13 protein-coding genes are annotated in these 14926 nt (G+C 58.7%); 12 read left to right on the top strand and 1 reads right to left on the bottom strand.

The genetic code is table 11. The features are described from left to right. The first annotated feature begins 289 nt into the window (after window positions 1–289). On the top strand, window positions 290–1804 hold the full coding sequence (locus ISN74_RS12205; protein WP_188801008.1) for an MASE1 domain-containing protein: 1515 nt from the start codon (window positions 290–292) through the stop codon (window positions 1802–1804). A gap of 2 nt (window positions 1805–1806) precedes the next feature. Here the strand turns inward: ISN74_RS12205 and ISN74_RS12200 are convergent, their stop codons facing one another. Next, complete coding sequence (locus ISN74_RS12200; protein WP_188801007.1) at window positions 1807–2256, bottom strand: hypothetical protein; 450 nt, start codon at window positions 2254–2256, stop codon at window positions 1807–1809. Between the two features lie 379 nt (window positions 2257–2635). Between ISN74_RS12200 and ISN74_RS12195 the strand changes: the two genes are divergently transcribed. The 11 genes from ISN74_RS12195 (at window position 2636) to ISN74_RS12145 (ending at window position 14925) form a co-directional block, all read left to right on the top strand. Next, window positions 2636–4606: an RHS repeat-associated core domain-containing protein gene (locus ISN74_RS12195; protein WP_188801006.1), complete on the top strand. Its 1971-nt coding sequence runs from the start codon at window positions 2636–2638 to the stop codon at window positions 4604–4606. After that, window positions 4603–5124 (top strand): tetratricopeptide repeat protein, encoded by a 522-nt coding sequence (locus ISN74_RS12190; protein ID WP_188801004.1) that lies wholly within the window; start codon window positions 4603–4605, stop codon window positions 5122–5124. Before ISN74_RS12195 ends, ISN74_RS12190 begins: the two co-directional genes overlap by 4 nt. Before the next feature lie 5 nt (window positions 5125–5129). Next, window positions 5130–5456 (top strand): hypothetical protein, encoded by a 327-nt coding sequence (locus ISN74_RS12185; protein ID WP_203546600.1) that lies wholly within the window; start codon window positions 5130–5132, stop codon window positions 5454–5456. After that, entirely contained in the window at window positions 5446–5922 is a 477-nt protein-coding gene (locus tag ISN74_RS12180; RefSeq protein ID WP_188801000.1) for an OmpA family protein, read from the top strand. Before ISN74_RS12185 ends, ISN74_RS12180 begins: the two co-directional genes overlap by 11 nt. 92 nt (window positions 5923–6014) lie before the next feature. Beyond that, window positions 6015–6461 (top strand): hypothetical protein, encoded by a 447-nt coding sequence (locus tag ISN74_RS12175; protein ID WP_188800998.1) that lies wholly within the window; start codon window positions 6015–6017, stop codon window positions 6459–6461. Between the two features lie 68 nt (window positions 6462–6529). Beyond that, complete coding sequence (locus tag ISN74_RS12170) at window positions 6530–7567, top strand: hypothetical protein (RefSeq protein ID WP_188800996.1); 1038 nt, start codon at window positions 6530–6532, stop codon at window positions 7565–7567. Between the two features lie 47 nt (window positions 7568–7614). Beyond that, window positions 7615–8106, top strand: coding sequence for a hypothetical protein (locus tag ISN74_RS12165; RefSeq protein WP_188800994.1), 492 nt, complete (start codon window positions 7615–7617; stop codon window positions 8104–8106). 51 nt (window positions 8107–8157) lie between these two features. Next, complete coding sequence (locus ISN74_RS12160; RefSeq protein ID WP_188800992.1) at window positions 8158–8670, top strand: GIY-YIG nuclease family protein; 513 nt, start codon at window positions 8158–8160, stop codon at window positions 8668–8670. 199 nt (window positions 8671–8869) lie between these two features. Continuing rightward, a complete protein-coding gene (locus ISN74_RS12155) occupies window positions 8870–9472 on the top strand; it encodes a hypothetical protein (RefSeq protein WP_188800990.1) in 603 nt (200 codons plus the stop codon). A 3-nt stretch (window positions 9473–9475) separates the two neighbouring features. Further along, on the top strand, window positions 9476–10033 hold the full coding sequence (locus ISN74_RS12150; protein ID WP_188800988.1) for a hypothetical protein: 558 nt from the start codon (window positions 9476–9478) through the stop codon (window positions 10031–10033). A gap of 356 nt (window positions 10034–10389) precedes the next feature. Next, window positions 10390–14925 (top strand): AAA domain-containing protein, encoded by a 4536-nt coding sequence (locus ISN74_RS12145; protein WP_188800986.1) that lies wholly within the window; start codon window positions 10390–10392, stop codon window positions 14923–14925. Window position 14926 lies beyond the last annotated feature (1 nt).

Below are 14926 nucleotides of genomic sequence, written 5' to 3'. Positions count from 1 at the left end.
TCGCATAGCTTGGCCATCACTGCACCTTCACCATGTACCTCACAAACCGGTTGACCGGGATAGATCACTTGAGGGGTGTGCAGTAACCGCCAGTATGCGCGACGTTCACAGCGGAGCGCACACCTTGCATGGATCGCGCCGATGGCTCACGCCGGTTTCACAAGCGGAATGGTTCCATCATCCGCTAGTTTTGGGGAACGTATAGGTTGAGGGTCAGCAGTCGCCGAACAACCGGGGGGAGGGGATGGACAAAGGACCAGGGCGCAACACACTTCGGGCGCATCAAGCAGTGCGACAGCTTGTCGTGATGTTGGGCTTCGCAGGCGTCTACTTTGCGCTGCGGGCTGTATCGTTTTCCCACTGGGACTTGGTGGCCGGTTTGGAATTGGCTGCTCTCATCTTGCTCCCTTACCGTTACTGGGCGGCGCTGGCGGTCGGCGAATTCATTCCCCTTACCACCGTGGCTATCACCTGCGTAAGTTCCTTCGGCGTGGCCTGGGCCAGCTTCAAGGCCGTCCCGTCTATCTGCCTGGTCATGCCAATCGTGTATGTGTGCCGTGAACGCCTGGGCTTGATCCGGCGCCGCGGTGATGGCGTCAGCATGCCAGCGCTGGTGCTGTGCACCGCCGCGGCCGCTCTTGCAGTAGCCGCCTACAACATACTGCTCCTTTGGTTGGCCCCACGCCCGCCGGGCTATCCGCCACTGCACCAATGGATGCTGCGCTACGTCCTCGGTCATTCGCTAGGCATCCTGACCATCGCACCGTTGGCCATAGCGGTGTGGGTCGCCGTGCGCGGCAAAACCTTCAAAACCCTGGTCTCGGAACTTCGTGACAACCGGATGCTGGTGGACAGCATCGGCGTGCTTATCCCCGTCTTGGGGTTGCTGCTTTGGATTGGCTCACGCGCCAAGCTGGGATCGGACGTGCGCTACATGGCCCAGGTCGCCATGTTCCTGCCGCTGGTGATGTTGGCGCTTAAAAACGGTTGGCAAGGCGCGGCGGTAGGGAGTACAGCGGCCAGTATCGCCATCGTGATGCTGATGCCCGCGAAATACGATCACGCTACGTTGCACGCTCAGGTCCTCTTGCTCTTTGTGACCTCCACTATGCTGATCATCGGCTCGAAGATCACGGCATGGCATCGCCAAGATCAGCAAGAAAAGCAGGACATGCGCAACGCGTTGGCGTTGGCGCAGCGGAACTATCATGAAGGCGAACGTCAGTTGCGGCGCGCTGCTTACATGCTCCGCGAAATGCAAACGCTCGGTTCGTCCTGGCTCCGCTTCCCCACCCAGATGAGCGACTACCAGCGGGCGCAACCCGTGGTCGATGCCGCCAACCGCTTCATCGAATACTGCGATCCGCTGGAAGGCCAAGGCCGAAGCCTGCCCAAGGCGCTGGAAAAGGGCAGCCTGGCGCAAGTTTTGTCCCAGCACCAGATCCCGTTCCGCACGAATTTCCACGGGGGCGTGAGCGCGCTACCGAATGCCATGCATCTGGCGATCTATCGGATGATTTGCAGTGGCGTCACGCACCTGGCCGCGCAAGATCACGTGGGCCAGGTCTTGATCAGCGTTCGGTGCGTGCATTACCGCGACCAGCGTTGGGTCATTCTGCGCATGACGGGCACGGAAGATCACGATCCTTTCCCGCTGTCCGAATCGCGCTTGATGGCTTTGCAACAGTTATCTCGCCACACGAATTTCCAGGCCATCAATGACGACGCGGCGACCTTTGGGGGCGCCGCGCGTCAACGTGCCAGTGAGCGAGGTCTGCATCTCACCGTGGTGATGTCCGCCTGAAGTCACTGGACCTGTTTAACTACATCACCGCACTCACCCGGATCTGAACAGGTGTCCAGCAAGGCTGAGGCGGTGACATTCAGCGCGCCGTTGCTGGCGGGCGTGGTCGTCACCGTCACGGCTTGGTCTTGATACACGGTTTCTGTGCTGGCACTCGTGGCCGTCTTGGCCTTGGTGGTGTTCACGTGCGCCGCATCCGTCCCGATTGGTAGCACCAGCACCGTGCCATTCGCCGCGGCAACCGCGCTGCGCACCGTGCCATTTAGGTCATTGACCTGCACATACTCAATGCCATCTTTTGCGAAGACGTACACGTGGTAATGCGGGCTCAAACTGACATCCGTGGCATTGGGCCACGCTTGCCCTAGGCCTGTGGACGGCGCGCCTGCCCAAGCAGCGCCAGAAAGACCGAGAGCCAGACCAATGGCGAGCACTGCACGCTTACTCTTCATAGAAAAATCCCCTTTGCTTATGTGGTGGATGCCCGTTCCGTGGAAAGGGCAATCTAACACCGCAGCTTGACCGACATTCGGTGGGTGCGATGTCAACGTTCAGCACGGCAGGGGGTGCGTGATGGAAATGTGAAGATGGCATGCGACGAAAAATCATGCATGGGTGACCGTCAAAATCGCACGTGGCTTCGGTAATATCGGAACGACCAATACCACTCATGGACAGCGGCCAGGCAGGGCCGACAGGGGGATGGAGATGTGGAGCGTCAGGAAGTGGGCGCAGGGGATTTTCGTTGTTGCGCCATTCGTTTTCGGGTCGCCGCTCTTCGCCCAAACGGCGAACACGACGACGACTTATCAATACGATGCGTTGAACCGCATGACGCAGGTCACGGACCCGAGCGGGTTCAACACCACGTATCAATACGATGGCCTTTCCGATCCGACGAGCACCACCAGCCCGGACTCGGGAACCAAAGCGCAAACTTTCGATGCCGCCGGCAATGTGTTGACGGCGACCGATGCCAAGGGCAACACCGTCAGCTACACCTACGATGCCGACAATCGGCGGCTCACGGCAACGTATGCCGACAGCACTCTCAACGTGACCTACACTTACGATCAATCGAACGCCGTCACCGGTTGTTCCGTGTCGTATCCAATCGGCCGTTTGACACAGGTCGTTGAGAATTCGGTGACCACGACCCTCTGTTACAACGGACAGGGTTTTGTGATCCAAAAGATGCAGGCGCTGAACGGACAAACCCAAGTCACGAACTACACACGTAGCGCAGCGGGTCGTTTGCTGGCGATCACATATCCCAGCGGCAACCAGATCAACTACTCCCGCGATGGGAATGGCAACATCAGCGGAGCGTCTGTCACAACCGGCAGTGGCACGACCACGCTGGTGAGCAACGTGACGTATGCGCCCTTTGGCCCGGTAACGAGCTACACCCTGGGCAACGGCCAGACCGTCACTCGCACTTACGACGCCAACTATCGACTGACGGATTTGACCAGCCCGGGTTTTGCGCTGCATCTGGCGCGTGATGCGATGGGCAACATCACGGCGATCGGCAACGCACCCGGCGCCAATCCTGCGACGGAAAGTTACGCCTACGATTCGCTGTATCGCTTGAACACCGTGACCGAAGCCAACGGCTCGATTTTCGAAAGCGCGACGTATAACCAGGCGGGCGATCGATTGACGAAGACGGGCAGTGGGCTTGCGACGGGAATCTACGCTTACAACACGGGCACCCACCAACTGATCGCCACCGGCAATGCGGCGCGCACGGTGGATGCCAATGGCAACACCACCGCGATTTCCAACGCCGGCACGACCTACGGCTTTGGCTTCAACGATCGCAACCGCATGTCCGTGGTGCAGGTCAATCAATCCACGGTGGCCACCTACCTCTACAACGCCGATGGGTTGCGGGTCGCCAAGACCACGGGCGGGGCGACGGAAACTTACAACTACGACCTCGACCACCATTTGCTCGGTGAATACGGCGCCACGAACCGGGAATACGTCTACATGGGCGACATCCCGGTGGCCAACCTCGACATGCAGGGCACGACGACGACGGTGGCCTACGTCACCGCCGACCAAACGGGCACGCCGCGCGCAGTGGAGGATGGGAGTGGCAACGTGTTGTGGGCGTGGCCGTATGAAGGCAATGCCTGGGGTGAACTTTCGCCGGTCACGAATGGTTACACGTATAACCTCCGCGCCCCAGGACAGTATTACGACGCCGAAAGCGGGTTGGCCAACAACATCAATCGCGACTACGACAGCAGCACCGGGAGCTACACCGAAGTCGATCCCCTGGGGCAGGCCGGCGGGCTCCCACTGTATGTCTACGCCCAGAATGATCCCCTGGCCTACGTGGACCCGCTTGGCCTGTTCCCCTTCGGCACACCCGCGCCGGCCGGTGGACCCACCAGCCCGGCAGGGCCGGGCGTGTTGCCAGCGGATCCCCTGGCGCCTCCCCGGTCCATCCCCAGTCCGGGTTCGGCCTTACGAGGGCTCGCCGCCCTGTGTGCTGCGCAGCCAGAGCTGTGTGTCGCGGCGGGGATCGTCGGCGGGTGCCTCTACCCGAACTCCACCGCTGACTCGTGTGCGGACGAACCCCATCCTCCCGCTGGGCAGTGCCATAAGAACAACGACGATTGCGAGAAGGAATGGGAGGACGCCTTCCGCATGTGTGAGAACTACAACTCCCAGCCCAATCCGCCGCGTGGCATCACGGGTGGCTACACTAACCTGTATCAATGTGCCAAAGGCCTGGTCAGCCAGCGTTGCGGTGGCAACCGCGTCACCGTGGACGGACAAGATCAATGACGGACAACTTGGAAAAACTGATTGCTTCGATCGAAACGCGCGTGCGCGCGGATGATCCCCAGGCGCTGGCCGAGGTCAATGACCTGATTGAGCGGTTCCCCGAAGACGCCCGCGTGTGGTCGCTGCGCTCTTACATCCGTTCGCGCTCGAATGACTTCGATGGCGCGATCCAGGACATGACGCAAGCGATTGAGCTGGCGCCCACCGAACCGGTCTTCTTCTTTAATCGTGGCCGGTTCCACCTGCGATTGGGGCGGGCCAAGGAAGCGATCGAGGATTTCACGCGTGGGCTTGAACAGTGTGCGCATCACCAAAACAACTACTACCGCGACTCGCTTCTCTTTTTCCGGGCTGCGGCGCATGTGCGGCTCCGCGATGGCGCGGCCGCGGCGGCAGATCTCTCTGAGATTGAAGACGACGAATTTTCCCTGTGGATCGAGGGACTGGTGTCGAAGAAGCAATTGATGGCCGAGGCGGAAAAATTGGGCCCACGGCGGTCACCTCGTCCCCGTCTGTGATCGCCGTGACCACAGCGACGCCTCGCACCATTGCTGAGCGGAAATTGACTTACGCTCGCAAAGGGGAGGCGGGGCGAACGCCTTTTAGCGTCTGCGTCAGCGAACCGTTCCTGCTCACGCCGGATAACAGCGACGTTGAATTTGCCGACGGAGCGGCCGGATGCGTGCTCAGCTTCGAAGGTCTTTCGGAAAAGGCTAGGACCATTCACGGTGGTGATGCTGTCCAAGCGTTGGAGCTTGCCATTGGCTCCATTGATAGCCATCTGAAATGGCTGAGCAAGAAGTATGACTTTTACTTCCCGGATGGCGAGGAGCCTTACTTTGAAGAGTAGGTCGACGCGGCTTATCAACGCCACCTTGCCTTTGCTCGCTGCTCTGGTGAGCGCGCATGTTTATGCCACCGACCTTGACTTCAAGGGTGTCTTCTTCAAAGAAGGCCTACCAGGAACCGGCGGGGACTTGGCTGGTTCGACGGTGATGTTTGAAGACTATGTTCTCCCCGTCTTGAACGACGATTCCGCCGCCTTCTTGCGTTTGAAGTCGGATGCGAAAGTGAGGATTGTGGGGTTCACCGACAGTCAAGAGTGTGTGGGCGACGCATGCAAGGCTCTTTCCTTGCGCCGTGCCCAGCTCGTCAACGCCTGGTTGCTCGCCCACGGGTTTCCCGCAGATCGGTTGCTGGCGCCCGAGGGACACGGCAGCAGCGAGCCAATCGACAACAACGCGAAGGCGGAAGGGAGGCAGCGAAACAGGCGCGTTGAATTCCAGATCATTGGGCCACCACCAGGACAGCCTTGATGTCGAAATCCACAATTCCTCTACACCCGGATTGGACGCCACCGTGGCGGCCGCTTTGAAAGCGCATTGCGCGCAGTGAATGAGGAACAATCATGGCATTTGGCTCAATCGTGATCGACTTGGACCCAACGCGCACGGACAGCGACATCTGCGACGATCTTTTGGAACATGATGTCGTCATTGTCGAAATCGGCACCCGTCCCACCAAGTCACATCGGCGGAATACCATTTCCGAAGCGTTGAAGCAACGCTCTGAGCGATGGGGCAAGGAGGAGGACGAGGATGTGATTCTGCAAACCTTGGTGGTCAACAGCCAGGGATGCATTTGCACGTATGACACCATCGACGATCTCGACAATTACGATGAGTTCGATGTGCTTCACCTCTCTGGCGATGGTGTCATTGGGATGAGTGGCGTCGACGCCGGCATTCAGCAGTTGACGATGGCGTGGCGCAAAAAAGGAAAGCCCAATCGCTATGTATTGGGTTTTGACTACGCTGACGACGAGGACGATGAAGAAGAAGGTGAGCGGGACTAGGGCTAGGCACGGCCGCCCCCGTAGGCGGGCTGCGGTAAGCTAGTTCCAGCCATTTGGGGGTAGGGGCGATGAGACGGGCAGCTTTGTTGATCCTGATGATGGGCATGGCTGGCTGCTCGCCGCAGGCCCAGCAGGCAGCGGCCGGCACTGCATCACCCCCATCGGCCACCCCCACGCCTCCCGACTCGACCAGCCTGTCCGGCACGTATGTGTCCGTGGGCCACGACAGCAGCACCGATCAGGTCTTCATCGAAGCCCTCCGGATCACGCAGTCCGGGCCCAATCAGTTCACCGGCACCCTCGAAAGCACGGAGGTGAACCAGGCCGGGAAGACGACCAATAACACGCAGAACGTCACTGGTAACTTCGACGGCACCCACGCCACCATTGCGCTCGACCAGGTCATTGGCCACGTCAACCGCGAGGCGACGATTGCCTCCGATTCGATCACGATGACGTGGATGCAAAACGGGCAGCTCGCCACTGAACAGTTTGCACGCAAGTCAGACGAGCAATACGCCTTCATGCTCCAAACTCTGGGCCATGCGGCGCAGAACCTGGTGGTGACGGATGCGGCCGTAGCCAAAGCGCAGCAGGCGAACAAAGACACAGCGGAACTAGTGGGGCGGCTGCAACACTTCCTCGACAAAGAGACAACGTGGAGTGTTAGTCCAGCTGCAGCGCGCCATAAGAAAGCGGTTGCCTATGGCGATGTTGGATTGGCCAAGGTGAAGCAGTTGCTGGCCCTTCATCAGTTCCAGGCCAACCTCAGCGCAAGCACCCTCACCGTGCAAATGAATACTGCGGCGATCCAGTTGGGCTTGGCGCTCGATAACGACACGAACGCGGTGAACGCAGCGCAGCAAAAGATGGCCAGCTTAGATAACGCCATCGCCGTCTCTCCCTGTCTGGCGCCAGATGGTTCGCTGGTGCCCAACCCGCTTCCGGCGTGTGCGCCCCTGCCGGACTTGGTGTCGCGCTATCGCGCAGTTCACGGTTCCGCCGAATCGATATTGGCCCAACTAAACAGCGTCAATCAACAAACCCGTTCGGAATACGAGGAGCGGTTGAAGGAAGCGCAGGACTTGGTGGACGGGGCGCACTAGTGCGGAGGCGGTATGACGGGGACAAGGCTACGGACGCGAGGGGTGGCATGTTCGGATTTGGACTAAGGGGCAGGACGGGGGAGGTCATCAGGCGCGGCGCTTACGCGCTCTTCCTGGGTGACTACATCGACAAGACGACGATCGATGAGAGCGAGCTGAATGATGAAGCCAAGGCGGCACTCTACTTCTATGCGGCGGCAAACTGCCTTTATGACCTTTACCTGCAAATGAAAATGTCAGTGGCGGGTGATAAGGACTGGGCCAACATCACGTTCTTCATGGACAACGCGCTCAACGGAATCGAAGGGTACGAGCGCGAACGTAAGATGCCACGTGGTGCCCTTGCCGTTCATTGCATTCCAGTGCTTGCGAAGATTGGAGATTACGCCGCAAAACGAGGCGTGTATCCGGATTTGATGTCGGCGCAGGAAGTGGACAAGTTGGACGACGACATTGATGTGGAAGAGGTGCGCAAACTCATCGTGGCCGGGCGTGACAAATTTCACGCAGCCACCGAGCATATGTTCACCAAAACCTGACATCAAATTCATTCAGCCGCAGGCACGGACAACCGTGCGAGCTTAAACTTTATGGCGATCGACGATTGCAAACACAGCTTCGAAAACCTTGCTGCGCAGGTGCTGCCGGCTCACTTTCAGCGTTTGGAGGAAGCGATAAAAAGCCCACGCATGGCTCAGGATTTTGTGGGTTATGGATCGACCACTAGGGCATTGCTGGGGAAGGTGGGGCGCGATGAAGACTTTCCTGGCTGCTATGTCTTTCTGGATAACGGTGCGCCAGTCTATGTCGGCATTTCAAGAGGTATGGTGAAGCGGTTGGTCCAGCATCTCAACTCCAAGTCTCACTTCACAGCAAGCCTGGTTTACAGGATGGCGTTTCACGAATTCACACACGAAATGAAGCGCGAACAGGCGATGCAGGATGACAAGTTCCGTTGGGAATTTTTCTCTGCCCAAAGCCGGTTGCAGAAGACCAGCGTGGCTTATGTCGAGATCGAGAATGACTTGGAACTCTATACCTTCGAGGTTTATGCCTCGATGAAGCTCGATACGGCCAACTGGAATACGTTTCGCACGCACTAATCAGTTCAACGGGGGAAAGAAGATGATCCATTCCATTCGCAGATGGGTTCAAAGAAGCGCGGTAGTAGTTGCCCTCGTAGCTTGCGACCTGGCGCACGCGCAAACACTCCCGCTCAATATAAGCGCCATGCATATCGACCTGACGTTGAGCGATCCGTCCTTGCCCAACGTAGCCAGCACGCCGACGCTTGGCCAGTATGTGACGGCCATGGAGCGAAGTACCGGGAGCCCGGCGAAGATCATCCACGGCAGCGGTAGTCTCATGCTCACATTCACCAACCCTGAACTCACCATCGTTGAAGTCATCGCGCCGAAAGACGATCAAACCGTGAAGATTGAGCACATGGCGGTGAATGGCAAAGCGATTGCCGACGATGGGATCAATGACACGGCTTTTACGCTGCTGATGGCCGGCGCGGGTCCACATTCAGCGCATCCCGCACCCAGCCGCGTGGATTCCTCGGCCATGACCGCTGCATCGCCCGTCGATGAGCAAAAGTTGATGTCGTCGGTCAAAATGGCGGCCGACGACAGCGGTTTCTATGCCGTAATGCCCGATTTTGGCGAAGGGCACATATGTGATGACGTCATTCGTGCAGAGCCCCACTATTTCGAACCCGGTGTGGAAAGCGCCTTGCTGTCGAAACTGGCGAAAGTGTCATCCAACGCCAAGTGCGAGATTGCTGCCGATATCGTGTTCGGCGTGGATAAAGAATGGGCGAAGAATACCGATGCGAAGGATGTGGCTGCATCGCAACAGCGTGCCCACGATCTCTTGGATAAGATCTATTCGGCGCAATAGGCGATGGATGATCAGGACGTGCTCAACATTTGGATCCCCTACCGTCTGCAGGGGATCCAAACGTTGTGGTGGGCTTACAACCAACTGCATGACTTGCCGCAGCCGCGGGAACTCCAAGTCTTAGTGGATGGAAAGCAAATCCTTGGAGGCAATGCCAGTGCTGTGCTCAACCCGATGGTCGAAGCGGGCTTTATCCATGCGCGGTGCCTGCTGGAATTTCTCGGTCTGGGTGTGAAGAAGGGCAAGCTCATTACCCTCGACAATCGGCGCGCGGATGACATGGCCATTGAGCACTTCAACGTGGATGGGGTGGCCCTGGAAAAAGTGACGCCAGACGCGGTTTTGAGTGCTTACACGGGGCCGAGGGATCGAGGGGAGCACGCATTGGTGGCGATCTTCGAGCTGGCCAACAAGGGGTTGGCTCACTTCACCCGCACGTTTCCAGACGGCTACAACAGTGTGGATCTTGAAATCGCGTGTCGAGGGATACCGGTATTGGTACAAAACCACCTTTACACGAAGTTGAAGAAGCAGGCGCCAGAGGCTCCTAAGCCCGCATAGGTTACAAGCGCATGAAGAGCAGGATTGTCACTAAATTCGAGATGGAACCACTGCGTTGATAAAGCCGATCAGAAGGCAACCATCCGAAGCCAATGTGGCGAAATTCGCACGTCCTCCGTCGGGAGGTTGTGACTTCACACCTCGGTGGGTATGTGCGCGATAACCACTGGCTTCGGGCTGGCTGTGGTACATGTCGCTAGCTGTGTGAAAAGCTCAGTCACTTGGTTCGCAAGATATTGCGAAAGCTGCGAAGACTCTCGAATGAGATAGAGCTAATGGGTTCCATAGGGGTGCCCTGGGGAGTGGCATAACCCATGCTACGGTTGTTGCCATGGATGGTTAGGAAGAGTGCGGAGATGAACCAAGCCAAGCAATTGCTGGTCGGGCTACTCAACTACATCGGTGAGCAGGCCAAGGTAGCCAAACCAGATGGATTCCAGCTCTCCACCCATTCGGGCCTGAAATACGGTCCACTGGACTTGGCCGGCTTGCCGGCGCTGACGTTTAACCTAAACCCTGATACCGACGCGGTCTGGCTGAGGATCGAGCGCTTGGAAGCGCTGCCCGCGCCGGACGTTCCGGTCCATTTGGCTCCCTTCCTGACGACCTCGATGGAACCTACGGGCCAGCCGCCCGCACTTGTCCCTGCGACCATCGATTCCCACATTGCAGCTCGTCCAGAGGTGGATGGCGAGGCGTTTCGAGCCGACTTGACCGAGGCGTTTGAGGCCTACGCCAGCCAGTGGTGGGGCTGGGCCGAGCAGGAGAAGCCCCGCCGACGAGTTATTGACCTGTATGGGTCGTTTTTTGCCCTAAAACAGCAGATGGAAGCGGAGGAGACCGCCCAACCCCAGGAATTGGTCTGGGGCGTGGGCGTGGCGACATGGAAGCTGACCAGCGAGGATGGCGGTCTGACGTTCGAGCATCCGGTGCTTACCCAGGCGGTCGATATCGCCATGGACGCGAAGACCATGGCCCTTGAGTTGCGCCCTCGCGATGCGCAGGCACGCGTCGAATTGGACGCGCTGGTGGCCTCGGCCGTGACCGGCGCGGCCGAGGTCGAAGTCACCGCCAAGAACACTTTGAACCGCGAAGGCGCCGCCGACCTGTCGCCGTTCAATCCGGCGACCTACGCGCCCATCTTGAAGCTGGTCGCGTCGAACCTGGATGCCAACGGCAAATACCAGGGAGTCCTGGCCACGGGCGAAGGTTGGCCTTCGCCGGGGCCGCACTTAATAGTGACCGACTCTTGGGTGCTGCTAGCACGTCCGCGCCGAAGCCATTTTCTACTGGAAGATTTGGAACGCCTGAAAGCTAAAGTGGAGGCGGCCGAAGCGTTGCCTGCAGGGCCACTGTCGTTGGTCACGCCACCTTCCGATGGTGTGGTTATTCCCGAACCTGTTCGATTCCGTGGCCTGTCGACCACGGGCGTGAGCGGCGAAGGCGATGGTGGCCGCATTGAAGAGTTGTACTTCCCGCTGCCGAGTAACGAAGAACAAATCACGATCATTGAGCAATTGGAGCATGCGCCTGGCGTGACGGTTCAGGGGCCGCCCGGTACGGGTAAGACGCACACCATCGCCAACGTCATCTGTCATTACCTGGCTACCGGCCGGCGTGTGCTGGTGACCTCCCGCGGCGAGCCTGCACTTCAAGTGCTCCAGGAAAAATTGCCCGCCGAGGTGCGACCGCTGACCGTGGCGCTGTTGTCGAGCGATCGCGATGGCATGCGCCAATTCCAAGCTTCCATCGAGGCCATCCAACACCAGGTCTCCCAGCTCAACCGACAGGAAACCACGCGCGCGATCGAAACGCTTAAAGCAGCCATCGACCGCACGCATCGCGACCTTGCCAAGCTGGATCATCGAGTGGATCAGATCGCTTTAGCGCAATTGGGTGACATCGAAGTCGATGGCGAGATGCTGCGTGCCCAAAAGGCCGCAGAATTCCTGTTAAGTGGCACAGAAGTGCATGGCTGGTTCGATGACGAGCTGACCCTCGCGCCCACTCATCAGGCCCCGCTAGGCGAGGGCGATGTTGCTGCGCTTCGCTTAGCACGTCGGTCGGTGGGTGCGGATTTGGTCTATTTGGGCGCCGAACTGCCGGGTGCTGATGCGTTGCCCACGGCTGAGCAGATCGGGGAGCTGCATCGCACGCTGGTGGGCTTGAAAGAGATCGATCATGCGATCGCCGAAGTGCCTGGGTTGGCGGTGCGTGCCAACACCAACGAGGTCCACCAAGCGGTGCAAGAACTGGCCAAATCCATTGAATTGGCCATTCAAGAGGCCGAAGCCCTCGAAACGAACGCCGCTGGTTGGGGGCTGGCGTTTCGAGAGAAGTGCCGCACAGCCTCGTATGCGGCCGAGCGCAACGCCTTTGAAGCACTGTTCAGTGACATCGATCGCCTCGTCGCCGCGCGCGCGGACTTTTTGAAGCGACCGGTTGTTTTTCCTCCGGAAGGATTGAGCGCGCCCAAAACGATCGAAGCCGTGGCGCGTGCAGCGGTTACGGGAAAACCGTTCGGGATCTTGGCAGTTGGCGTGGGAGATGCAAAACAGCACTTGGCCACCGTGCGCGTCTCAGGCTTGGCGCCTCAAGACGCGGATGCGTGGCAACACGTGCAGCGGCATGTGCTGCTCCACCAAGAACTGGCATCGTTCGTGGCGCGTTGGAACACCTTCGCGGAACCTTTGTCCTTGCCGAGCCTTTCCGAGGGCACGTTGGATCTTCGCCATATCGAAAAGCTGGCGACTGCAGCACGTAAAGCCCATCGGCTTGGCACGCATCTGGATCGTGTTCTGACCAACCAGGCGGGACAAGTCTTTACTGATGTTCCGACCGCGAAGCTTCATGGGGAGACCGCCGACCTGCGCGAGGTGGCGCAGAGCCTTCAGAAGCACTTAGTCCGTTCGAGGCTTGCACGGGCTGCAGAAGGGTTGACGAGCTTTCAGGAGAAATTAGGCGGCAAGACCGGTGCGATTTCGGACAAGCTGCGCGAATTTTCGCTTCACATGTTGGGTAATGGGTTGTGCACGCCCGAGCAAGTGACCTCCGAGTATGTCGCGCTGATGGCAGAGCTGCGCCGTATCACCAGTCTGGGGCCGCACTTGGCGATGATCATCTCTGCTGCCGAACACTTACGCACGGCCGGTGCCGTTCGCTGGTCGGAGCGGATCACGCATCACGCGTGCGCCGGCGTAGGCGACGACACCATCGTGCCTGCACAATGGCGTAAGAGTTGGACGTGGGCGCGGTTGCGCGGTCATCTGGAATCAATCGAGGCCCGCGATGAGCTCCGCCAACTGGCAACCCAACGGTCGGAGCTTTCCAAAGGCCTTCAACGTTTGTATTCGGACCTGGTGGCGAAGTCCGCATGGCTTGAAACTAAGAACAACGCCACCCCGAAGATCATGTCCGCACTCAACGGGTATGCCACGGCCATTCGGCGCATCGGGCAGGGCACAGGGACCAATGCGCCACGCTATCGCCGGGATGCGCGCGACGCGATGAACGACGCGGCTGGTGCGGTGCCGTGTTGGATCATGAACCACGCCCGCATTTCCGAAGCGATGCCGGCCGACATTGGCGCGTTCGACCTAGTGATAGTTGATGAGGCTAGTCAGTCCGACCTTTGGGCACTTCCCGCGATCTTGCGAGGAGAGAAAATCCTGGTGGTGGGCGACGACAAGCAGGTGTCGCCCGATGGGGGATTCATCTCGGCCGAGTTGATAACGTCCCTGCGTCAGCGTTTCCTGGGCGATCAGCCTTTCCAAGCCGATATGACGCCGGAGAAGTCTCTCTACGATTTGGCGGCGCGTGTGTTTGCGTCCCATCAGGTCATGTTGCGCGAGCATTTTCGGTGTGTGGCACCGATCATTGCCTACTCGAACAAGACGTTTTACAAGGGTGCCATTCGACCACTTCGCGTTCCCTTAGCGTCCGAACGCATCGATCCGCCTCTCGTGGATGTCTACGTCCCCAGTGGCTATCGCGACAAGAAGGATCGCAACAAGGAAGAAGCCGAATTTATCGTCCAGGAGATTGAAGCGATCTTGAATGATTCAACGTTCGCTGGGAAAACCATCGGGGTCGTCTCATTGCTTGGCATTGAGCAATCCAAATATATCGATGAGTTGGTTCGAACTGCCTTCTCAGCCTCTGAGTTGATGCGGCGGAAATTTCTTTGTGGTGAACCGCGTGCTTTCCAGGGCAGCGAGCGCGACATCGTCTTCCTCTCCATGGTGGCGGACCGCGATCGTCACCATGCTGCCTCACGCATGGGCGACGAGCAGCGGTTCAACGTGGCCGCCAGTCGTGCACGCGATCGCATGTATTTAGTGCGATCGGTTGAACTTAGCGATTTATCGCAAGTCGATTTACGCCGAAGCTTGGTGGAGCATTTCGCCAAGCCCATGGTGGTAACAGAAGGCGTCGACGAAAACCCCATCCGGTTGTGCGAATCCGGCTTTGAGCGGGAAGTCTTTACCATGCTCACTGAAAGGGGTTATCGCGTCATCCCTCAGGTCAAGGTCGGCGAGTTCCGCATTGATATGGTGGTGGAAGGCACCGACGACAAACGGTTGGCTATCGAGCTCGATGGCGATGAATTCCACGGGCCGGATCGCTGGCAGCACGACATGATCAGGCAACGGATCCTGGAGCGAGCCGGCTGGACGTTCTGGCGGTGCTTTGCCTCAACGTGGTCTCTCCACAAAGAAGATGTCTTTGCGGAGCTACTTGCCCTCCTGTATGCCATGGGCATTGAGCCGATTGGTGCGCTGGGTCAGCTCGCGACGCTGGTCGAACATCGTGTCTGGGATCAGCAGGAAGAAGATGAGGTTGACGAAGTGATCCGGCGAGCCGTTGACGGGGCCCAATCAGAGACCGCGTAGG

Source organism: Dyella caseinilytica, from assembly GCF_016865235.1.
Classification (GTDB): domain Bacteria; phylum Pseudomonadota; class Gammaproteobacteria; order Xanthomonadales; family Rhodanobacteraceae; genus Dyella_B; species Dyella_B caseinilytica.
Note: the sequence above shows the minus strand (reverse complement) of the source record. Positions and strands in the feature narration are given on the sequence as shown.

Excerpts from the sequence above, each read along its gene's own strand:
- ISN74_RS12200 (WP_188801007.1), bottom strand. The coding sequence starts at position 2,256 with ATGAAGAGTAAGCGTGCAGTGCTCGCCATTGGTCTGGCTCTCGGTCTT.
- ISN74_RS12195 (WP_188801006.1), top strand. The coding sequence starts at position 2,636 with ATGACGCAGGTCACGGACCCGAGCGGGTTCAACACCACGTATCAATAC.
- ISN74_RS12190 (WP_188801004.1), top strand. The coding sequence starts at position 4,603 with ATGACGGACAACTTGGAAAAACTGATTGCTTCGATCGAAACGCGCGTG.
- ISN74_RS12175 (WP_188800998.1), top strand. The coding sequence starts at position 6,015 with ATGGCATTTGGCTCAATCGTGATCGACTTGGACCCAACGCGCACGGAC.
- ISN74_RS12170 (WP_188800996.1), top strand. The coding sequence starts at position 6,530 with ATGAGACGGGCAGCTTTGTTGATCCTGATGATGGGCATGGCTGGCTGC.
- ISN74_RS12165 (WP_188800994.1), top strand. The coding sequence starts at position 7,615 with ATGTTCGGATTTGGACTAAGGGGCAGGACGGGGGAGGTCATCAGGCGC.
- ISN74_RS12160 (WP_188800992.1), top strand. The coding sequence starts at position 8,158 with ATGGCGATCGACGATTGCAAACACAGCTTCGAAAACCTTGCTGCGCAG.
- ISN74_RS12150 (WP_188800988.1), top strand. The coding sequence starts at position 9,476 with ATGGATGATCAGGACGTGCTCAACATTTGGATCCCCTACCGTCTGCAG.
- ISN74_RS12145 (WP_188800986.1), top strand. The coding sequence starts at position 10,390 with ATGAACCAAGCCAAGCAATTGCTGGTCGGGCTACTCAACTACATCGGT.